The organism is Brevibacillus sp. MCWH (genome assembly GCF_013096935.1).
GTDB lineage: Bacteria > Bacillota > Bacilli > Brevibacillales > Brevibacillaceae > Brevibacillus > Brevibacillus aydinogluensis.
Window position 1 is genome coordinate 303,702 of the sequence record NZ_SDLF01000002.1, and the last position, 21,441, is coordinate 325,142.

Annotated in this window: 22 protein-coding genes and 2 tRNA genes; 6 read left to right on the top strand and 18 right to left on the bottom strand. The window is 47.8% G+C overall.

Annotated features, from left to right (window positions below; all coding sequences use genetic code 11):
• Positions 1–5 precede the first annotated feature (5 nt).
• The 14 genes from ETC00_RS03075 to ETC00_RS03140 form a co-directional block, all read right to left on the bottom strand.
• The gene (locus tag ETC00_RS03075; protein WP_171564515.1) at positions 6–1,565 is read right to left on the bottom strand and encodes a terminase large subunit domain-containing protein; all 1,560 of its coding nucleotides are present in this window, start codon (positions 1,563–1,565) and stop codon (positions 6–8) included.
• Positions 1,566–1,669: 104 nt separating this feature from the next.
• Positions 1,670–2,512: a hypothetical protein gene (locus ETC00_RS03080; RefSeq protein WP_171564482.1), complete on the bottom strand. Its 843-nt coding sequence runs from the start codon at positions 2,510–2,512 to the stop codon at positions 1,670–1,672.
• A gap of 84 nt (positions 2,513–2,596) precedes the next feature.
• Positions 2,597–2,986, bottom strand: coding sequence for a hypothetical protein (locus tag ETC00_RS03085; RefSeq protein WP_171564483.1), 390 nt, complete (start codon positions 2,984–2,986; stop codon positions 2,597–2,599).
• Between the two features lie 13 nt (positions 2,987–2,999).
• A complete protein-coding gene (locus ETC00_RS03090) occupies positions 3,000–3,230 on the bottom strand; it encodes a hypothetical protein (RefSeq protein WP_171564484.1) in 231 nt (76 codons plus the stop codon).
• A gap of 148 nt (positions 3,231–3,378) precedes the next feature.
• The gene (locus ETC00_RS03095) at positions 3,379–4,629 is read right to left on the bottom strand and encodes a replication protein (RefSeq protein WP_171564485.1); all 1,251 of its coding nucleotides are present in this window, start codon (positions 4,627–4,629) and stop codon (positions 3,379–3,381) included.
• Between the two features lie 59 nt (positions 4,630–4,688).
• Complete coding sequence (locus ETC00_RS03100; protein ID WP_171564486.1) at positions 4,689–5,681, bottom strand: hypothetical protein; 993 nt, start codon at positions 5,679–5,681, stop codon at positions 4,689–4,691.
• Positions 5,678–5,866, bottom strand: coding sequence for a helix-turn-helix domain-containing protein (locus ETC00_RS03105; protein WP_171564487.1), 189 nt, complete (start codon positions 5,864–5,866; stop codon positions 5,678–5,680). The genes ETC00_RS03100 and ETC00_RS03105 overlap by 4 nt, the downstream gene beginning before the upstream one ends.
• 60 nt (positions 5,867–5,926) lie before the next feature.
• Positions 5,927–6,814 carry a DUF5309 domain-containing protein gene (locus ETC00_RS03110; RefSeq protein ID WP_171564488.1) on the bottom strand — a complete coding sequence of 296 codons (888 nt, stop codon included), beginning with the start codon at positions 6,812–6,814 and terminating at the stop codon, positions 5,927–5,929.
• Positions 6,815–6,840: 26 nt separating this feature from the next.
• Entirely contained in the window at positions 6,841–7,251 is a 411-nt protein-coding gene (locus tag ETC00_RS03115; protein WP_171564489.1) for a hypothetical protein, read from the bottom strand.
• A gap of 1,720 nt (positions 7,252–8,971) precedes the next feature.
• The gene (locus ETC00_RS03120) at positions 8,972–9,229 is read right to left on the bottom strand and encodes a hypothetical protein (protein ID WP_171564490.1); all 258 of its coding nucleotides are present in this window, start codon (positions 9,227–9,229) and stop codon (positions 8,972–8,974) included.
• Positions 9,230–9,293: 64 nt separating this feature from the next.
• On the bottom strand, positions 9,294–10,214 hold the full coding sequence (locus ETC00_RS03125) for a tyrosine-type recombinase/integrase (protein WP_171564491.1): 921 nt from the start codon (positions 10,212–10,214) through the stop codon (positions 9,294–9,296).
• Positions 10,215–10,345: 131 nt separating this feature from the next.
• A tRNA-Val gene (locus ETC00_RS03130) sits at positions 10,346–10,421 on the bottom strand.
• 32 nt (positions 10,422–10,453) lie between these two features.
• Positions 10,454–10,530, bottom strand: a tRNA-Ile gene (locus ETC00_RS03135).
• A 282-nt stretch (positions 10,531–10,812) separates the two neighbouring features.
• Positions 10,813–11,373, bottom strand: coding sequence for a phosphatidylglycerophosphatase A family protein (locus tag ETC00_RS03140; RefSeq protein ID WP_171564492.1), 561 nt, complete (start codon positions 11,371–11,373; stop codon positions 10,813–10,815).
• A gap of 220 nt (positions 11,374–11,593) precedes the next feature.
• Between ETC00_RS03140 and ETC00_RS03145 the strand changes: the two genes are divergently transcribed.
• Positions 11,594–12,298: an alpha/beta hydrolase gene (locus tag ETC00_RS03145; protein WP_171564493.1), complete on the top strand. Its 705-nt coding sequence runs from the start codon at positions 11,594–11,596 to the stop codon at positions 12,296–12,298.
• Positions 12,299–12,300: 2 nt separating this feature from the next.
• Here the strand turns inward: ETC00_RS03145 and ETC00_RS03150 are convergent, their stop codons facing one another.
• Positions 12,301–12,459 (bottom strand): hypothetical protein, encoded by a 159-nt coding sequence (locus tag ETC00_RS03150; protein ID WP_171564494.1) that lies wholly within the window; start codon positions 12,457–12,459, stop codon positions 12,301–12,303.
• 152 nt (positions 12,460–12,611) lie between these two features.
• Here ETC00_RS03150 and ETC00_RS03155 point away from each other — a divergent pair, with 152 nt between their 5' ends.
• Both ETC00_RS03155 and ETC00_RS03160 read left to right on the top strand, forming a co-directional pair.
• Entirely contained in the window at positions 12,612–13,121 is a 510-nt protein-coding gene (locus ETC00_RS03155) for a 2'-5' RNA ligase family protein (RefSeq protein ID WP_171564495.1), read from the top strand.
• Between the two features lie 110 nt (positions 13,122–13,231).
• On the top strand, positions 13,232–13,687 hold the full coding sequence (locus ETC00_RS03160) for a GNAT family N-acetyltransferase (RefSeq protein ID WP_171564496.1): 456 nt from the start codon (positions 13,232–13,234) through the stop codon (positions 13,685–13,687).
• A gap of 54 nt (positions 13,688–13,741) precedes the next feature.
• On the opposite strand, the gene ETC00_RS03165 is transcribed toward ETC00_RS03160, so the two are convergent.
• Positions 13,742–14,584, bottom strand: a complete 843-nt coding sequence (locus tag ETC00_RS03165; RefSeq protein ID WP_171564497.1) for a PHP domain-containing protein — start codon at positions 14,582–14,584, stop codon at positions 13,742–13,744.
• 108 nt (positions 14,585–14,692) lie between these two features.
• On the opposite strand from ETC00_RS03165, the gene ETC00_RS03170 reads away from it, so the two are divergent.
• Positions 14,693–15,055, top strand: coding sequence for a YugN family protein (locus ETC00_RS03170; RefSeq protein ID WP_171564498.1), 363 nt, complete (start codon positions 14,693–14,695; stop codon positions 15,053–15,055).
• Here the strand turns inward: ETC00_RS03170 and ETC00_RS03175 are convergent.
• The gene (locus ETC00_RS03175) at positions 15,046–15,942 is read right to left on the bottom strand and encodes an MBL fold metallo-hydrolase (RefSeq protein ID WP_171564516.1); all 897 of its coding nucleotides are present in this window, start codon (positions 15,940–15,942) and stop codon (positions 15,046–15,048) included. The genes ETC00_RS03170 and ETC00_RS03175 overlap by 10 nt on opposite strands.
• Positions 15,943–15,996: 54 nt before the next feature.
• Complete coding sequence (locus tag ETC00_RS03180; RefSeq protein ID WP_171564499.1) at positions 15,997–16,632, bottom strand: YitT family protein; 636 nt, start codon at positions 16,630–16,632, stop codon at positions 15,997–15,999.
• A gap of 260 nt (positions 16,633–16,892) precedes the next feature.
• Here ETC00_RS03180 and ETC00_RS03185 point away from each other — a divergent pair, with 260 nt between their 5' ends.
• Together ETC00_RS03185 and ETC00_RS03190 are read left to right on the top strand one after the other, a co-directional pair.
• Entirely contained in the window at positions 16,893–18,263 is a 1,371-nt protein-coding gene (locus ETC00_RS03185) for a hemolysin family protein (protein ID WP_171564500.1), read from the top strand.
• Between the two features lie 484 nt (positions 18,264–18,747).
• Complete coding sequence (locus ETC00_RS03190) at positions 18,748–21,114, top strand: ATP-dependent helicase (protein WP_171564501.1); 2,367 nt, start codon at positions 18,748–18,750, stop codon at positions 21,112–21,114.
• The last annotated feature ends 327 nt before the right edge of the window (positions 21,115–21,441 follow it).

The following is a 21,441-nucleotide window of genomic DNA, read 5'->3' on the forward strand; positions in this document are numbered from 1 at the left end:
CCTCCTTACTCGATATCAACGTAGTATTTGTTCTGTTTCATTGCCTGTACTGCAAGTGCAACCGAAATAATTAAGTCATCGTGGTTTCCCTCGCCTTTTTTGTTGTTCATCCTACCGTTTTCTTCTTGGAATATTTGCATCTGCTGAAGTGTTTCTTTGCAATGGATATTGACTAGACCACGCTCAAATTGTTCCTTGAAATCGCTAATCATGATCGATTTAGTAATGTTTGTCGTTGTCCATCCTAATTGCAGTTTCGTTTTACCCCTCTGATCGAAAACCTTTTGTTTTAGTAGGTTCATATATTCATAATCTTTTCTTAGACGTTCAATCAGCGGTAACCCTAGATTATTTCGCTCGATAGCAAGAAAAGCATAGTTACTCCATTTCCCAATTGCATCCACAATTTCGGCAAAAAGATAAACAGGCACTTTGTTATGATAAAAACTCAGCACCTGTTCACCTTCATTATCGAATATGGAAATGGTCGAATAGTCGCCACCTGATCCACTGGCAGTATCTACTCCACCAAACATTCTGATTCCCTTTTTAGGCAATTTGTAGATGTACAATCCTCTGTTGATATATGGCTTTAATACGTCTGGTAACTGGCTATACACTTCATTCGTTGAAAGTGGCTCTGATACATAATTTAGCCGTTCTAATACTTTACTTTGATCAAACACGCTTTGACCAGATGAAATGAATGATTCTATTGGGTTGCTTGGGTACTCTTGATAAAACTCCTGCAAAGTCATATCAAGCAATTTATATCTGCGCCACATCAGGAAACGTAAATTAGCACCTTTTTCATATAGGATCTTTTCATCTGGTTCCAAATCCTTTTCCCTGAGCCGATTACCTCTATTATTGGCCTTAAACCAGTTTTCCGCTTCATCATGTTCCGCTCTAAACTGCTCCTTATACAAACTTGCATAAAACGGAACAAAAAACGCTTTATATTTTGATTCGCCTTTCCATGCACTCGTGAATAATTTTTGATAAAAATTGAATCCATTACTGGTAGTTTCAATGACCAATTTACCTGAACCTTTTGCAAGGGCTTGTTCTGCACTCAACAATTGTTTCTCTTGGTTCTGATAGAAAGCAAACTCAGACAAGTGAATCATAGAATACGTTGATCCACGTCCTACGTCTTTATTTCCTGCAACAACGCAGGTAATACGACTGCCATTTTCCAACAATAGTTCATTCCGGTTGTCCCGTTTTGTGGCCGGAAACAATTTCGTTCCGTATTTTTCTCGAAATTTGTCCAAGTCACGATTCATCATTTTCAATTTCTCAAACAATGCCATTGATGAATCTTGTTTATACGAGACAATCAAGATATTGCTGTTTTCAATTCGTATAGCTTGCCATAATGCTCTGCCTAGAGCATAAGTGGAGAAGCCACCTTGTCGGCTCTTGGAGATTATTAAGTAACGGTTTTTTTCCAAAAGGTCATTAAACTCTTGTTGCTGTGGATTTAACACAAAGTTTATTTTTTCTCCGTTGTTATCGACGATGTAAATGAAATTCTTGGCAAATAGTTTGAAGTCATCCATTATCAATTGTAGTTTTTCATGTTTCGTTAAATGTTTTGTTTTTGCCACCGTTTCAACTCCTTTCAGGTAAAACAAAAAAAGGCAGCCGAAAAAATCGACCACTATCAAAACTTTGCAATAATTTTATTTGTTTTATCCTCAATTACATAAATTGCAATTTTATCATACACTAATTTATAATTAGAAGAGCTTACTTCCCCCTTTTTTTCAATCTGTTTTTTTAATACCTCTTCCAACTCTTTGATAAATGAAATAATTGAATCAGCCATTTGAACATGATTAATTGCAAACTTTGCAGTAGTAAGCCCACCATATATAGGAGAATATACGCTCCCATCTACTTCAGTAAAAATAAATGAACCAGATCTCCTTGCATCAATTATTTCTTTTTCACTAAGATTTGGAGTTACATTAATTGCATCAGGAATTCTATAAGGTTCAAGTACATCTGGCCAGTTCTTATTTACAATTCGTAGAAGTTCCTTGTTACCCCACAAATTCATTTGTTTGTGCGGGAGAACTTCTATAAAGTATATTTCATTATTGAAACACATAAAAAATAATAATTCATCAGATCTATTGAAAAAGTAGTCATCCTCTTTGTCTTTTTTGTTACTTAAATGTAAATGATATATACCCCAATCAACAAGCAAATGATCTGGTTTTTCTATATTAAAAATACTTTTACTCAAGTAGGGATTAATATCTTCTCCCCTCTCGATTTTATCTTTTATATTATCAAGAGCTTCTTTGAATGGACTAGCAATTTCTTTGTTGGATAACTCAGAGGATATATGTATTTTTCTTGGATAAGGAATGATTAGTTTTGACTTCAAATTTAGATAGCACATTAATAGATAATGTGTGTCTTTCCTACTAGGGAGTGTTATGCCAAATTGTTCAAAATAATGTATCAATGTTTTTTTTAGGTCTTCAAGTAAATTCACAGTTTCGCCCTCCTAACCACAAGTAATATAATATTACATTGCAGTAAAGTGGGGGATTAAATATTCACTCAAATGCCCCCTTCATTACAGTTCCAAATCAACGTCTTCTTCATCATCCTCAACAATATCCCCAAACGCTCTTAACGCTTGCTGTTTGTGTTGTTCGATCTCTTTCTGAAGAGTTAGAAGCAACTTAACAGCCTTCTCATCACCATCAAGTGCTTTTTTCCTTACAACCTCATAAACATCAATCAAATCATGTGCAGTTTTTGTTGCTAATACCAAACTTGCTATATGCTTAAATTCATCTGTTTTTTCCCATTTATGAAAACTGTTCATTGTCTTTTTGTTAACCGTTTTTAGAAACTCTTCTTCTGTCATAGTCTTTTCCGTGTCATACCAAAGATTAAAGCGATATTTTATGTATTGTTGCTTTGAAAAAGGCAACTTAGCAATCACATCGTATATGCTCATTTCTGTTCCCTCCTTAATGCAGCCTCTGCATGTATCCATGCTTATAAAGTGGTTCAAGATCGTTTTTATACAGAACACGATTAATTTCATTTTCAGTAAATCCTTTTTCTCGCATCATCTCAATTAACTCTTTATTTAATTGTTTTACCTTTTCAACTAACTCATCACATTTCTTGTCCAGTTCAAGTTGATACCATTTTAGATATTCCTGATTCTCTTCATCTGTCTTGAATAATTTCTTCATCTATTTACCTCCATTCATCATCACACAAAAAATTAAATGGTATGTCCCTTTAAATTATGGGATACCTGTATGCCATTTCTCCCGCCTACTCAATAACTACACCATATTAACACCACATTAAAATATGTATAAACCTTAACTATGTATGTCATCTATCATCTATTTGTTTTCTTAACTGGGATACCCTAGCAGGAGTAATACTTAGCAATTCAGCAATTTCTTTATTTTTGATTTTAGGATTATTTAAGAGAATTTTTCTTATCACTTTCAATCTTTGTTCAGTTATATTTTTTTGCTCTTCAATGTACTTTCTTCTTTCAATAACTCCTTCGTTTCTTCGTTTTTCCCTCTTAGCAATTGTATTTCTGCGTTGTTTTTCTTCTTTTCCGATGATAGTTTTCATGTGCCTTTGCTCTTCAGGAGTAATATCGAGCAACGATATCAATTTTTCATTTGTAAAATTGTAACCATCACGCTTATATGTACCGTTTGATGTGTTTAGCATCCATTTTTCATACGCTTTTTCTGCCGATTTAGTCGCTCTTGTAACTTCTCTTTCAGTTAATGGTTCTTTTAATTCACTATTTAAAGATAGTGTCTGTCTAAGTGCTTCTTCTTTATCAGTTAAATAACAACATGACCAGTACCTATACAGAAACAAAGACGTTTCGCGGTATCCGGTCATGTCGTAATTTCTTAATTGAATCAATTTATATAGATCAATTAGCCGACTATAATGAAGCGTATAAATGTTGAATAAGTGCTCTATTTTCTTTGAGTGGCTCTTTGTGGCCCTCTTTTCTTTTTTAATTTCCGGCAAATATTCATTTTTTAGAGCCTCAAGATCATACACGAAATCATGTTTATATTCCACAGTGACCAATTTTCCACTTTTACTGTTCCTTGTTCCTGCTAATCGAAATATCCTTGCTGCATCTGTGGCTTTGGTATCGGCTCCTAGAGGCTTTAGTGTCTCAGCAAAATAATTCTCAACCGCTTGCCATCTTGGAAGCCCCATAATGGGAACTGGTTCAATTAGCCAAATCAGCACCAAACCACGTCCTGAGTAGATAATGTAATTCGGCTCTGGTATGCTCTGCCTAAAATATTCTTCTTCCAATGCCATTTCAACCTGATTTATTGTAAATCCTGACTTATAACAATCAATATCGCAGTACAAAGCCCTTAATTGCCTTACGTTTTCAATCCGTCTTTGTGGTCGATAAAATGTATTCTGTGAGAAATAAACATCATGACCAGTCCACTCACTTAGTTTGTCCTGCAATTCTTCAATCCTGAAGTGATATTGTTGAAACACTCCAGATTTTTTTTGCGCTAAAGTTACCCATCCATCACTTGACCCGTGATGGAAAAGCAAGTGTTTAATTGCTGTATTCATTCACTTTGTAACCCTCCATTCCAACAAAAAAGCCGCTTTAAGAGCGACTTCCGATTTTGCTAATTCAAATCAATACGCTGACCTTCTAATTTAATATTTCCTGCTGCCTTGATAGTGATGTTCTGCCCAATCTCTAGCACGCTTCCAGAATGGTGTTGGAGCCTAATCGTTCCATCATCCGCGATTTCGATCAAGGATAATGCCCCACTGTTCATAGCAGAAGAAATGAGGATTTTTTCATCACCTATTTTGAAAAGTTTCTTTCTTTTGCCTATTGATTCGGATGTGGTGTACTCGATCACAAAGTCTTGATCTTTTTTGTACATCTTGGTCATTTCTGCATCACCATTACCACTACCAACCCCCCACTCCATCACCGGAAAAGAATCGTATCCTGTGTTCTCAAAGTAACAGTGCAGCTTGTAATCCTTCACACGCATTTTTTCCAGATTTTCTTTCAACTGATAAGTCTGACTGCTTATCACTCCGTTGGGCGTTAAGTAGATAATATCCACTTCGCCGCCGACTTCCTCACATGACAAAGCCTCAAAGATTTTAACAATCTCAATCTCAGCATTCTCTTGATTAACTTGACGTACTAGCGGCATTGCTTCCTGCTGCTTGAATCCGTATGCTACTCGTCCAATTACTTCTTTTCCGTGCGCGGTCAATGGTGTAAAATTATTGCCGGAGCCGAAGAACGTTAATTTCGTTGTCCCCCGTTTATCAAATCCATAAATACCGATTGCAATATATTCATCTTTATTCTTAGACCATTCTGTTTTGACCAGGTTGATGATATTGTCTGTTCTGTGATCATTGGACTCCTGTATCAATCTCTTGACACGATTACCAAGCTCAAAATCGCCACAAACGAAGTAAAGTTTATTGCCAGCGATGACGTACTTTTGGGCAGACATACTAGCCACCCTGTAATTTTTCCCTTCTACACTTGTGCTCACAGCACGATCAATACCGATAATGTGCCAATCCCTACCTGTAAGAGAGATTGCAAGACTCATTTTCATTCCTCCATTTTGTTTCAGTTTCATTCTTTCGTTTCATAATTGTCTATGAAATCACGATATTTTTTAATTTTATCAGGGCTCATATCAGTGCCCCGCTCGTAATCAGACAGTGTTGAGATAGCACAGTCTAAAGCTTCTGCAATTTGCCTGAGTCGAATCTTTTTACGTTTTCTGAGCATGATGTATTGCTCTTTTAGAGTGAAGTTCATAATCAATCACCTCCAAAATTAAAGAGGACAGGAGTTTCCCCATCCTCTTTTCAGTATGTATTAAGCCATGTCGTACATTGCTACGGCTTTTTTGCTTGCAACCTTGAGTGTGGCCTCGGCAATTACATGCCCTTTAATCGCATCCCCTGTCTTAGCAAGCATTTCAAACATTGGCTGGCGCAGGAAAGCAATATCCAGATAGTTAGCATCAAATACAATCAATTTGTCTTCTGGCACATGACGGGAAAGGATAAAGTTTACATCACCATAGTTCGTCCGTAGTTTATCGACAGTCAGGCCAAACACATTTTCCTGTGCAATGTAACGGTAAGAACCTTTATACATTTCATCAATTTGCTCTTTAATATCTGCATTGACAAGAGCAAAGTATTCACCGGTTGGAAGCCCTTGTTCCCAAAGTTTGCGCACAGTCTGTTTTAATTCATCCTCTGTGATCACACCTGCTGTGGCACCAGAAACTATGTTTGCAGGATCAACGAATTTATCCAGACCATCCATGCGACGAATATATGGAGAAGCAGAACCATCATTACGGGTACCAGTAGTTAATGCTTTTTCCATATTTACTTTCAACTCAATAAGACGGTCATTTACTTCAGCGGCAAATACATTCGGTTGACCCGGTACACTAATCGCTTGAACAGTGCCGCTAACACTTGCTGCCTTCTTGAAGATTTCACACACGTTATTTAGTTCTGCTCGTCCGCTTTCTTGGAAAACTGTCGTTTCAGAACCTTCAACTTGACTAATATCAGCGGTACTATCAAGCGTGCGCTCACGCCAAGTATGGATTTTTCCATTGGCTTTTTCTGTACGTCCTTTAGCAAGAAGCAGAGACATTAGCGGAGTATCCTGCACTCCTGCAAGGGAAATTTCTTTGGATAGTGAAATAGATTCTGAATTTGTTAGTTTGCCAGTAGTAAACATTACTATCATTCCTCCTGAATTAAGATTTACTTGAATAGATTGCTTAATTTCTCAGTCAACATGCCAGCAACATTCTTTTCTTTTTCGTATACCGTATACTTGTCAGTCGCCTTGTGATCCGTTGGACGGAAACTGGATTCAATTTTCCGTGCAATTAGGATTTTATTAAACTTGTCAATTTGCTTTTTTAGCGATTCAGCATCAGAAGCATTAAAGAATTCGGCGAAATCAGAAAGTCCTGCTTCTTTTAGTGTCAGATAAACTTCCTTCTGCCAAAGTTCTGCTTGCTTGGCTTCAATCGCTTTTTCAGCATCTGATTTCTCAACTGGTTTATACTGTTCCAGTTCTTTAATCTGTGCTTGAAGAGGTTGCAGTAACGCATCCACTTCTTCTTGTGTGTAAGTTTTTTCTTGTTGTTGATTTTCATTACTTTCCATATAACATGTCCTCCTTTTGTTATATATTAAGCACACCCTATCATCTGATAGGTTGTATGCTTTACTAGCTAAATGAAAAAATTAGCCATTTTTTACGATAAAAAATGAAGAAGACGGGAGGGGATTCCCGTCTTCTTTTAGAGAGGATCAACACATACTGAACAGAACTAAACAATCACCCATCATTGAAGTGAAGGATTATCCTTCATTCATCGTCCACACTCGTAGGAGATCAATGAAAGATATTTTCATGGTACTGTATACTTCTCCCTTAAATACCATCCATGAAAAAATGACATAAACGTAGTAACATCAAGGGTTTTTGCTGATTTTATGTAAATCATTTTTTGATAAGATAGTGAGAAAAGCCTTATGTATCAAGGGTTACAGCGATTTTCATTTTCGCTACCATTTCGATAATTCCTTTTCCATTGTCTTTTTCTCATTCTTTCTTTCTCTTTTGCGCAGTATTCACAATACTTCTTAGTATTATAGGATTCAATTCTTTTTCCGCACATCATGCACTGTGATTTTTTTCATCATATTTTTTTTGTAAATTCCTCTTTAGATTTTCGACTAAAATATCTCCAAAACTTGACCATAAAGTTGTTTTATAATTACTTCAGCGACTTTTGCAATTAGATCGGTTTTTGTCACGTTTAAATTCCTCCCAAAGTAAATGTATTTGTTTTGATTTTTATAGAGTAGGGAGGGCAATCTCTTTTTATGTGGAGATTAGATTGCACTTCTCCCTTAAATACCATCCATGAAAAAGTGGTATAAACGCAGTAATATCAAGAGTTTTAGCTGATTTTATGTAAATCATTTTTTGATAAGATGTTGAGAAAAGCCTTATGTATCAAGGGTTACAGCGATTTTAAAAAGCGGTAGCATTTATTTATATCGCTTGTCTCCCTTAGTACACGATGTTTCCCTTAAAGGGCATCCTACTATATATACCCTCCTTTTTATCAAAAGCACTTATTTTATCTAAATTCCAGCATTTATCTCATGCAAAATGTTCTATTCATGGATTGTTAATAATTGAATTTTTCCTTGATGCACAAGCGATACAGAAGTTTTCATTTTTTCACTACCCCCATAGGGTATATTAGATTGCTATGTTTCCCTTAGAGACCATCCATTTTCTAAATGAATTACTGCGAAACTGTTGATATATCAATGTTTTTAAGTGCATTGTATTTTTGATTGTTAAACTCATTGGCTTGAAAATCCCTTATGCATCAAGGGTTTGCAAAGTTTTTTCTAATTGTCCACGTAACCGTCTGTATTCCCTCTCTTTTTTTTACTCCCTCACATAAGAAAAATTTATTTCACGCATCAACTCCTTTTGATAATTATTTCGATACTCCTTCCAGCACTCACGGCACATACGCTGATTTTTTCCTTTAGACTCAATTCTTTTCCCACAAGACTCACATTGTATAGTATTTTCACCATATTTTCTTTGCAGATTTCTCTTTAGATTTTCAACTAGAAAAGGTGGGTATGAATTAGTAGAGGCAAGGGGAAGGGGGAATATATTATCCTGACAATAATAATAAAAGAAGCGGCATAACCGCTCCTTTATCTATTCCGCTTGTCCATATATTTGAATCATTACATTGGCATACCGATCACACTCATCCGTCATTAGCCACTCTTCATACATTTGGAGTTCCTTTTCTTGATCCACTAATCTTTCACCCCCAACACTTAATTAAGCAACCAACTCATAGCCAGCCGATTCTATTTCCCCATCTTCATCATAATCCATAACGTATCTACAAAGCCCTTCTTCAACTTCAATAATCCCCGCTATCGGTTTTTCACCCAAGCATACAGCATCATTCAGATCATCAATTGTCGCCAAATAATGCTCATATTGTTTCGCTTCCTCTTCATCAACTGTTACAAACCAATCCTCCATAGTCGGGCAATAGAAAATGAACGCTTTTTTGATTTCAGTTTTTTGCATGGGTTTATTTCCTCCCTTAGTTTTCATTCAGATTCTTTTCATTTGACCGGTAATGTGTCCTCTTCTAAATATCCAAGGTGTTCAATGGATTATATTTTGAATTTTGTTCCCTAAGTGCTACTCCCCAGATTGCCAGATACCTTTGCGTCATTGCAATATTGCTATGCCTGAGCATTTTTTGCAATGTGAAAACATCACAACCGTTCATCAGCATTCTATGGGCAAAAGTGTGTCTGAAAGTATGGGCTGATAAACGTACATCAGAAAAATTCATGATCTCTTTTAGTCGCTTAAAGACGCACTTTACAGCATTATCAGTGAGTTTTTTCCCCTCAACGTCTGTAAATACATAGTCGGGAATCTCACCAAACGTCTGCTCACAAAATACCCTGTACTCGCAAAGTTCTTTGATCAGTTTCTTGGTTAACGGGATAGAACTTTGCTGTCGCTTCTTGCCAAAAACGATAATTGTACCGTTTTTCAAGTCAACGTCATTCCAGATCAGATTGACCAATTCGCCTAATCTAACGCCTGTTCCAAGCAAAAACACAATCATAGTGTAATCTCTGTAAGCAAAGAACGATTTTTCGCGTTGCTTTAATCTCCTGTAGTAACTAAGCATTTGATGAATGTGCCTATCTTGGAATACTTCAATTTTTATGTCCTCTTTCCCATACCCAATTCTTTTAGCAGGATTTTGTTTTTGTGTAATGACTTCGATCTCTTCAAGGTAATTAAAGAAGATTTTCAGAACATGGAGTTTACTGTTTCTGGTCGTTACATTGTTGTTTCGTTCTTTCTGACAATACATCAGATAATTTTTAATGATATTAGGTGTTACGTCACTCACATCGACAATTTCTTGTTTTCCGCAGAATTCTTGAAACTCATTGAGGGATGACATGTACGTTTCGATTGTTTTAGGCGATAAGTTTTTAAATTCTCGATCCTCCTTGAAATCTTTAATGGCAAACTTTAATAACACGAAAAAGCACACTCCCCTCCAGTTTTCTGATACTGAAAGAAAGTGTGCTTTCTATTTGAAAGCGTGTTTGTATTCGACCACAACATTTATTATGTTGTCTAATCGTCTACAAACCCTTGATATACCTGTTATGGTGATCCGGACTGGGTTCGAACCAGCGACCCCCACCCTGTCAAGATGGTGCTCTCCCAACTGAGCTACCGGATCATGTTATGTAACTTTTACAATCGTCTGTCTCATGGTGGGCCCTGTAGGACTCGAACCTACGACCAATCGGTTATGAGCCGACCGCTCTGACCAACTGAGCTAAGGGCCCGAATCGTACCGGACACCGATCACATGATTTAATATACCTGATTTCTTTTTCGATTTCAAGAGGAAAAATCAAAATTCCTGTAAAAAATTTTACCGGCATAGAAAGAACCATTCTCTGCCAGCTTCACGTGCAAGAGAATGGCCCTGTTCTCGCTTGGTTTTCCGGTAATGCTTCTGCATCATCTCTGCCTGAATGAGACCGTACTGCTCAGATGAGACCGCATTTCCCAAATGTTTCAGCATTTCGCGAAAGCTGACCCGGGAGCTGTCCGCCCCCCTTTTCTTACCCGGCTTGATCCGCCTTCTGCTCCGCAATCCGGATCTCGGCCTGTTTGGCTTGCTCTTCCTGCTCGTCACGCAGGCGGTGGGCCATGCGGCTGGAGGCGTTGGCGGCGATGCTGGCGACGAGGTCGTCCAGGAAGGTGTGGACGCGGCCGGAGCGTTTGGTGTCCAGGCGTTGGATGACGCCGACCTTGTGTTTGTCCAGGTGGCCAAAGGTGGTGACGGCGATGCTGCCGTAGCCAAACACGGAGCCGAGCGCAAGGGTTTCGTCGCAGCCGAACAGGCCTTCGTCTGTCGCGATGAGGGTTTGTAGCGGCTCGGACAGCATGCCTTTTTCCGCCAATGTATCCAATTCCACGCCGACGAGGATGGCGTGCTGCATTTCCCTTTTTTCCAAAACGGCTTTTACGCTCTCGATGCAGGGTTCCATGGTCAGGTCGGGATGGTACGGCGACTGCATCAGATAGACGATTTCGGCAATATCCTCTACCGTGACGCCGCGCTCTGCCAGGCGTGTCAGGGCGGCATTTCTGACTTCGCTGCTGTGTACGTGCTTCTTCATTGAGACAACCCCTTCCACGATTGAGTGAAGTCACTTTTTATCATAGTATCATACGCTGGCAGAATTGCGACAATCTTTCGGCTGGAAAGGTTTTTTGTCCGATGGAGGAGTTGGGAAAACATGGCCGGGCGGGTCGCCCCTCCCTCAGTTATGAAAACGATTTCCCTGTCCCCTTGGCTTTCGGTATAATGAACGCAGCCACGAAAAGGAGGACATCCCTGTGCCGCTGAATGAAATCACACTGACGAGCAACTTCCTGGGAACAACGGAACATCTCCTCATCTATACCCCTGAGCGGTACTCCCCGCTCTACTCCTATCCCGTGCTGTACGTGCAGGACGGCGAGGATTACCTGTCGCTGGGCCGGCTGGCGACGCTTCTGGAACAGCTCCACCGGGAAAAAGAAATGCCTGACCTTATTGCTGTGTTCCTGCCGGTGGACAAGTCCCGGCGGTACGCGCGCTACCATCCGGACGGTGATGAGCATCTGGCCTACCGGCGCTTTTTGGCAGTCGAGGCCGTCGGGTACGTGGACCGTCACTACTCCACTCCCCCGCTGGGGCAGGCGCGAACGCTGCTGGGCGAGTCGTTGGGCGGCGTCGTGTCACTGTTTACGGCGTTGGCGTATCCGCACACGTTTGGCCAGGTGGCCTGCCAGTCTGCCGCGATGGACGAGGCGCTGAACCGGCGTGTCGCCGAAGCGGAGCTGCCTGCTTCCCTGCACGTCTACCTGGAAGTGGGAACGGAGGAAACGGCGGTGGAAACGTCGCGCGGGACGCTCGACCTGCTCGCGGCCAACGAACGACTGCGCGACATCCTGCAAACAAAAGGGGGCACCCTGGCTTATGAGACCTTTGCGGGTGACCACACGTGGGGATATTGGCAGGCCAACCTGCCGCGCATGCTGCGCGCGCTGTTTGGGTAAACTTACCGTGGCCGTTCTTTTTGCGTGCCGTCTTCCTTTCCTGGCGAGACGAGCGCCTCTTCGAATTCCGCTTTGCGGATGACGGTAATGATTGTAAAGGTGAGCAGCGCCAACAAAAACAAAACGAGGAACATAAAGGTAATCATCATGGCTGTTTTCATGATTATTGGGACACCTCCTTGCTGTTAACAGTCTGTCCCATCGTCGAAGGAATATACGGGTTGACGCATAACATTACACAAATGGCGAATTTTCTGTTAAAATAAGTGGATATGATGGCATGTTCAAAAACGTGAAGAAGGAGGGGTTCCATATGAAATACAGTATCGTCGTATTCCCATCCAGCCAGGTGCAAGAGATCGCCAACTCATACCGGAAACGTTACGACCCGACCTTTGATTTGATCCCGCCGTACATCCGACTGAAAGAGGCGTTTGAGCTGGAAGAAGACCGCCTGCCTAATCTGGTGAGCCACCTCGAACAGGTTGCCCAATCGACAGATAGCTTTACCGCTCATTTCCACCGCATCTCGACGTTTCACCCGACCAGCAACGTGATCTACATTGCCGTGCAAAACAAGGAGCCTTTTGTGGCCCTGCACGAAAAGATTGTGAAGAAATGTGTCAATACTCCGGAAACATACGCCTACGTGCCTCATCTGACCATCGGGCGCGATCTGTCCAACGACGAGCTGCGCGACGTGACCAGCCAGCTGAGCATGCACAAGATCGACCTGACCTCGGAGATTGACAGCTTCCACTTGATTCGTCCGCTGGAGGACGGCACCTGGAGCGTATATCAAACGTTCCACTTGAAAAAATAACCGTGAGGCGATTATTCTCGCGGGCGGGATAGCAAGCGGGCGTTTGAGCGCAGCCCCCTTCACGGCTTGTGAAAAGAGAACTTCGGCGCAGAGCGAAAGGAAGCGTGACGATGAACCAGGTGTACCAAATCGAGACCGTCCAGTCTGACAAGCAGATGAACGATGCCCTGTCGGTGCGGCGGGCCGTGTTTGTCGAGGAGCAGCAGGTGCCGGAAGAGCTGGAGATTGACGAGCATGACCGGCCGGACACAGGGACCGTTCACTTCGTCGCCTACGCGGGGGAGACGCCCGTGGGAGCAAGCCGTTTGCGGCCGTATGCTCCCGGTGTGGGCAAAGTGGAGCGGGTTGCCGTGGTGAAAAGCGAGCGGGGCACCGGCCTGGGCCGGGAACTGATGCTGGCCGTAGAGCAAGCCGCCCGCCGTCTCGGCTACCACAGCCTCAAACTGAACGCCCAGACCCACGCCCAACGCTTTTACGAAAAGCTCGGCTACCAGGCGCACGGTGACGTGTTTGACGAAGCCGGCATTGAGCACATTGCCATGGTAAAGAAGCTGGATACGAAATAAGTGTAAAAAACAACCCCGCAGTCCTCATCGGACGCGGGGTTTCATTGTGCAGTGTTATCGCTTCCGCATCGCCGCAATCTCCCGCAGCCGTTCCACTGCGGAGACCGGTGCGGTGTGCGTACCCAGCATGGCGTGAAACGGCTCTTCGCCGCGCCAGCCGTGGAAGTCGGAGCCGCCGGTCATGACCAGGCCGTGTTGCTCAGCCCAAGTGCGATACCGCTCCCGTTCGGCCGCGTCGTTGTCCGGGTGCCATACTTCGATGCCGTCCAGGCCAAAGGCGATCAGTTCCTGCACCAGGTCATCGTCGTCGTACAGGCCGGGATGGGCGAGCACGGCGGCACCGCCGGCTTCCTTGATCAGCGTGATTGCCTCCTGGGGCGTGATGCGCGGAGGGTTCACGTAGGCGGCTCCCTCGCGGCCCAGGTACTTGGCAAATGCTTCGTCGATGGAGCCGACCACGCCCAGTTCCACCAGCTCTTCGGCGATGTGGGGCCGGCCGATGTTTTTGTCCTCCCCCTTCTTTCGCCGGTAGACGCTCTCCAGGGTGATCGGGATGCCCAACTCACGCAGACGGGCGATCATCAGCTTGTTGCGCTCGTGCCGGGTCTCGCGCAGCCCGCGCAGCTTTTCCTGAAACGCCTCGTTGTCGTACGGGATGAAATAGCCGAGCACGTGGATGTCCTGTCCGTTGGCCGCAGAGCTTATCTCCACGCCGGGGATGACCTCGATGTTCCGCCCCGCGGCCGCTTCCAGTGCAGCGGAAATCCCCGCGACGGTGTCGTGGTCGGTGATGGCGACGGCGGCCAGTCCGGCTTCGGCGGCGAGACGGACGTTTTCCGCAGGCTCGCAGGTGCCGTCGGATGCGCGTGTATGGGTATGCAGATCGGCTTGTTTCACGTGATGTTCCACTCCTTCTGGTTTCTCCTGTTTGTAAGTCTGAATCGCCGCTCCTCCACATATGATTAGGCAACACACAATTTTGAGTGGTAGCCAAGGAGGATGTCCATGCGGTTAAAAAGCAAAAACCTGACCGGTGTTGTTCGGCCGCTGTCTTATGTCGACAAAATGCTCCGGCAGCAAGGATTTCACCGTTCCGGCGGCGACAGCCCCCCTACCTACGATGTCGTCATCTACGACTCAGCCACCAGCACTTCGTATTTTCTCCGCATTCCGACCAACTACACCAGCACTACCACCGGCAAGGGAGAATTGACCGTCAAATTGGGCCACCCTTATCTGGAAGCGAAGTTTTACATGCACACGACGGACGATGACCAGTTCGTGATTCCGAAAGAGATCCGCGAAGCCGCCGAGCACAAGCTGGCCGAAATCGCGGACTACTTGTCCCATCCCGCTGCTCAGCGCTGATCGCTCACTTTTCGGCTCCACAGCCATTGATTGGCGGCGAAGCGATAACCCACGCGCTCTTCCTTCATCAGTCCAATCAGGTAGCCCATCAGCGCTGTCCGGTACAGCACGTAGCTCGTGGCGTTTTCGATGGATATCTGCAAGCGTTCACACAGCAAGGCCAGTGTTTGTTCCAGCGTTCTCTCCTCCGCCAGCAGCTCTTCAATCACGTCGTACAGACGGCGGTGCCAGTGGATGTTTTTCGTCAGGATCGCTTCCGGGTCAGTGGTGTAGGGACCGTGGCCCGGCAGGTAGCCGCGATAGCCGGATTCCAGCAGCTTCACCAGACTGCGCAGGGTCTCATGCGCATCGACGAGAAACGGCAGCTTGTGCTTTTTCAGTGTCTCCTCGCCGAAAAAGCTGTCGGCGGCAAAGCAGATGCCATCGCACACCAGGCCCACCTGCTGCCAACTGTGTCCCGGCAAGGCGATGACCTCAAAGCGGACGCCGTCGATGTCCAGCCCGCCATCCACCGGCAGGAGGCGGTCCACCCGGGAGGCTTCCGCCAGCAAAAACTTGTTGCACAACTCCGCCAGCGGTTGGGCCCCCATCCCGAGGTAGATCGGTTCCAACAGCGGGTAGCGGATGATCGCCTCCTCCAGCGGCGGAGCGTATACGACCGCCTCCGGCCAGCAGGTGAGCAGGTAGGCATTGCCGCCGAAATGATCGGCATGGGCATGGGTCTGAACGATGGCAGACAGCGGCTGGGGCAGTGCCTCCAGCCCTTTTTTGATTTTCTTCGCGGTCTGCGTGTCCAATCCGGAATCGATCAGGATGGCGCCGCTTTTTCCCAGAACGAGGCCGATGTTGACGCTGCCGGGAAAGTAGCCGATCCGATCGGTAATCATTTCAGGCATATGTGAAGCCACAGGCGTTCCCTCTTTTCTTGTCTGGCTTTTTGCTTATTTTCTCCACGCGCCTCTCCCATCCCTGCCGATCGGCCCGATTACGACGTACGGCGCCGGCCTGCGGCGAATGCCGCTGAAGACATGGGTGCAGGACGCGACGGCGACAATCGTGATCAGGGAAAAGACGGTGCGTTCCCATCCGATCGCCGGCAGCGAACCGGCGACGATCAGTCCGTCGATGCCGAGAATCAGGAGCGCCACAGGCAGTCCGTACCGCCTCGCCACAAACTGGGCCAACAGGTCGGTGCCTCCCGTGTTGGTCTTGTACGCCAGCATCAGTCCGATGCCGGAGCCGATCAGCGCGCCGCCCCAGACGGCCGAGGCTGGCGTCGACCAGACGTTCCAGGACCGCAGCGGCGAAAAGACATCAATGAAAAAAGAAGAGATCAGCATGCCGTGAAAGCTGTGGGCAAACAGGCTGCGGTCGAAGGCGAAGACGAGTGCGTAAACGGGCAGGCTGACCAGAATCATCACCAGTCCCGGGGGCACGTGCAGGTAGTACGTGGCCAACAGCCCCAGGCCGATCATGCCCCCATCCATCAGCTGATGCGGAACGAGAAACAGGTTGACGCCCACGGCGACCAGCACGCTGCCCGCCAGGATTGCCACGCTTTTTTGCAGCCAGTACACACGCTTCTCCTCCCCGGACAGGGTTTCGCTTAACTCTATGTCAGAGCGGGTGCGGGTATGTATGGCAATTGTGCTGATGTGCCGGCACAAATCGGATGGTTTTGACTCTTCGCTTTTTCTGCTGGTATACTATCCAGTAACAGGATAGGTGCGAATGTTGGCCGTAGGGCGTTCGTACAAACATCATCTGACAATAACAAGTGGAGGTGAATTCTCCTGCTGTCGCAAAAGCGCTAGCGGATGCGAGAGGGGAGACATTATTGGAGAGTCCGATAGGTCCGATAGGGGAGATTGTGTTGAATCTGCTGCTCGTCGGCTTTCTGGTTTTTTTGAATGCCTTTTTTGTCGCAGCAGAATTCTCGCTGGTGAAAGTGCGCCAAACCCGTCTGGCCCAACTGGCAAGCGAGGGAAACAAGCGCGCCGCCTACGCGCAAAAGGTGACCCGCCAGTTGGACGCCTATCTGTCCGCGTGTCAGCTTGGCATTACGCTGGCATCGCTGGGACTGGGGTGGGTAGGTGAACCGGCCGTCGCCCATTTTGTCGAACCCGTTTTGGTTTCTTTAAACCTGCCACAATCCCTGGCAACGCCCATATCGCTGGCGATCGCCTTTGGGTTCATTACCTTCCTGCACATTATTTTCGGGGAGCTTGCTCCCAAGTCGCTGGCGATCCAGAGAGCGGAAACTACCTCCCTCTGGACAGCAGCGCCGCTGATGTTCTTTTACAAGCTCAGCTATCCGCTGATCTGGCTGCTGAACGGCACGGCCAACTTCTTCATCCGGCGGCTGGGCATCGAGCCCGCAGCGGAACACGACTCCGCCCATACGGAAGAAGAGATTCGCCTGCTCGTCAACCAGAGCCATAAAAGCGGCCACATCGACCAGACCGAATTGGCACTGGTGGACAACGTCTTTGCGTTTTCCGAGCGTCTGGCCCGGGAAATCATGATCCCGCGGATTGACATGGTCTGCCTCTACGATGACAACACGTTTGAGGAGAACCTGGAAATCATGCGCCAGTCAAGACACTCCCGGTTTCCGGTGGCCCACGAGGACAAGGACCGACTGATTGGGTTTGTCCACACCTCTGATTTTTACCTGTCGGCTCTCACCTATGGGAAAGCGGAGCTGAAGGATTTTCTCCGCCCGCTTTTGACCGTGCCGGAGTCCATGGAAATCAGCCACGTGCTGCGGCTGATGCAGAAACGCCGTTCGCAGATGGCAATCGTCATCGACGAGTACGGCGGCACCGCCGGACTGATTACCATGGAAGACATTCTGGAAGAGATTGTGGGCGACATTCAGGACGAATTTGACGAAAACGAACGTCCCGATATTGAAAGTTCCAACAACAACGAATGGTCCGTCTCCGGGAAGATGCTGCTCTCTGAGCTGAATGACATAATCCCCGTGGAGATGCACTCCGACGAGGTAGACACGATTGCCGGCTGGCTCTACAGCCAGTTGAACGAAGATGTGGCGGAAGGCAAGTCGGTCCGCTTGCAGGACTACCTCTTCACCATCACCGAGCTGGAAAACCACCGCATCACGCGGGTGAGCATCACCTACGTGGGCGAAAACGCACCACCGACAGAGAGCGACGAGACCGTTCTTTTACCCGCACAGTCGTGACGTATAGACAAAGACTGAAGACAAACTGCAGGAACGATCTTTCCATCGGTGTCAAGCCGAAAGGCCTGCACATTGATCAACCGAAGGTGGAGATAAAGTACATCGCATGGAGTGATGGGCCAAGCGAGCTCCTTTGACGACCGGCTCAGCGGAAAAACGAAGACGCGGGGATAAACAGGGGACACAAGTCTCACTTCAGCGAAACACCCAGATGTTTGCCCCCTGCCCGCGTCGCGTTTTGGAGCGGACTTCATCCGCTTCTTTGCTGGGCGTCAAGCGAGCGAGCGGGCCCGATCATCCATGCGCCACGGACTTTGTCTACACGCTGAAGTGTCCCCTGCCCGCAGGGGGCACTTCTTCTTTCCGGCTGTCGGCGGTACAAGACCGACAGCCCCCGTTTCCATCATCCGATGTTACCATTCACAGGCGTGTCAGCGCGGTAAGTCTGCCGTATCACACGCCGCATTCCGTACGAGGTGTCGCCATGAAAATCGCGCAGCTAGACGACCAGGTCATCCTGCTAACACCCGAGACATACCCTCGCATCCCCGCCTGGCGGCTGGCCGCTCGCCAGGGAAAAGTGCGCTGCCCCGTCTGCGGTTCGCATCTCAGTCTGATGGCGGGAATCAGTGCGGAACCCCGCTTTCTCCATCCCGCGGACAGCGATTGTGCCTGCAAAGGAAGTGACGATGCGGTGCACGAGCGGCTGGCTGCCAGTCCCGAGCTGGCGGCCGCTGTCGCAGCTGCGGCCGATCCCGCTCCGCGTGATGCCAACCCACGTCAGGCGAACGCCGCCACGGTGGAAGAAGAAGACGGCGAATCGGTGCGGGTCGGCTCCTTTCGCCTGCCCAAACAGCGGACGATCGGCGGCAGCAGCATGACGCCCGCGCCAAAACCGCCGCTGTTTCGAAAACGGCTGATGCCGAAAACGCGCATCCAACACCTGGCGGAACAGCAGAACGAACCGCTTCATCCCCGCCAGCAGCAGGCTGTCACGACCACGGATGGCCCCCTTCTCATCCTGGCAGGGGCGGGCAGCGGCAAGACGCGCGTGATGACAGCCCGGACCGCCCACCTGATCCGGGACAAAGGCGTCCCTCCCCGGCAGATCATGGTGGTCACGTTTACCACCAAGGCGGCGGATGAGATCCGGCAGCGGCTGGCCCGCCAGCTTCCCCGCGAGCAGGCGCGGGAGCTGATCGCCGGCACGTTTCACGGCATCTTTTACCGCATGCTGCTGTACCACCAGCCGGAACGCTGGGATCAGCGCCGCCTGCTGAAAAAAGATTGGCAAAAGTGGCGGCTGCTCAGGGAAAGCGGCCTGCTCGCCAGCCATCCCGAACTCCTGGGGCAAAAGGAACAGGACGTGCTGGACGCGTTTGGCGTGATTAGCCGTTGGAAAAACGAATACCTGCTGCCCGGCCAGTCCGTCTCGCAGGAAGCGGCAAACGACGCGGAGCGGCAGGCACACGAGCTGTACCCGCTGTACGAACAGGCGAAGCGGACGCTCGGCTGGTTTGACTTTGACGACATGTTGATCGGCTGTTACGAAATGCTGCGGGACGATGCGGAGATCCTGCGCCGCTATCAGGAGCGGATCACGCATGTGATGATCGACGAGTTTCAAGACATCAACCGCATCCAGTACGAAACCGTCAAGCTGCTTGCAGCGCCGCAAAACAATCTGTGCGTCATCGGGGACGACGATCAGTCGATCTACGGATTTCGCGGCAGCGATCCGCAGTACATACTTGGTTTTACCCGCGATTATCCCCAGGCCCAAACGATTACGCTGGAAGTGAACTACCGCTCCCGCTCCGCCATCGTCGGGCTGGGCTACTCATTGATCGGCCATAACCGGGCGCGCTGGAAAAAAGACTGCCTGTCGTTTCACAGCGAGGAAGGGGAAACCTATCTGTTTGAGCCGGACGACGAGGAAGAACAGGCCTCCCGGATCGTCGACGAAATCAGCCACCGGATCGAGCAGGGGACCCCTCCCGGCGAATGCGCCATCCTCTACCGCACCAGCGAGTCGGCCCGACCGATCCTGGAGCGGCTGAGCGAAGCGGGCATTCCGTTTCACTACACGCAGGAGGAGGACTCCTTTTACCAGCGGCAGGCTGTACGCTGGACGCTGGGCTATTTGCGGCTGGCGCAGGACCCGGACGATGCAGAAGCGCTGAGGGAGATTCTCCCCACCCTCTACATCTCCCAGGAGATGTGGAACGCTGTGCGCAGCCAGGCCATACTGGAAGATCTGCCGATCCTGCACGTGCTGCCTCGCCTGCCGCAGTGGAAAGTCTACCAGCGCAAACACTTGCAAACCGTGACCGACATCCTCGCCGCCTGCCGGGAATGCCCGCCCGCCCAGGCGCTGGAGCTGATCTACGAGGACGGCCGGCTGCGGGATTATCTGAAAAAGCGGGCCAAAGACCGGGACGACGGCAGGGAGCGCTGGAGCGACGAACTGCAGCAGCTCTTGGCCGCAGCCAGGCGGCACGCTACCGTCGCCGAGTTTTTGCACCATGTGGAACGCATGGCAGAACAGGAAAAGGAGTGGCGCCATGCGCGGCCACTCCCAAAGGAAGGTGTTCACGTGCTCAGCATTCATCGGGCCAAAGGACTGGAATTTGACCACGTGTTCCTGCCCGATCTGGTGGAAGGCGCTCTCCCTCACGAGTACGCGCTGGACGCCGTGCGCAAGGGAGAATCGTCCGCGCTGGAGGAAGAGCGGCGGCTCCTATACGTGGCGATCACGCGTGCCCGCCATTCGGTCGCGGTCGGCATCCCCCGCGAACGGTTCGGCCGGAAAACCAGGCCCTCCCGCTTCATCGCCGAAATGGGCGGATAGCCGGTCCACTCCCCCGCCCATGTAGATCAACCATTCTTCCATCGATGCAATGATTGGAAACACGGCAAACGGCTCCCTTCCGTACGTTTGGTACTAGCGTGCGGAAAACGGGAGCCTTTTATGCGCGCGGGAGCGGTATTTGCAACGCCGTTTTAGCTGCAGCGTTGTTGGCTGAAAACGAAAAAACCCCTGCGCCCGGCTGGTCAAGACCCCATTTTGTAGACACTTAAAAAACCCCCGGCCGTTAGGCCGCATGCTGACGCCTGTACTCGACTGGCGTCAGCTTATTTAATTTGATTTGCAAACGCTCCTCATTGTAAAAACGAA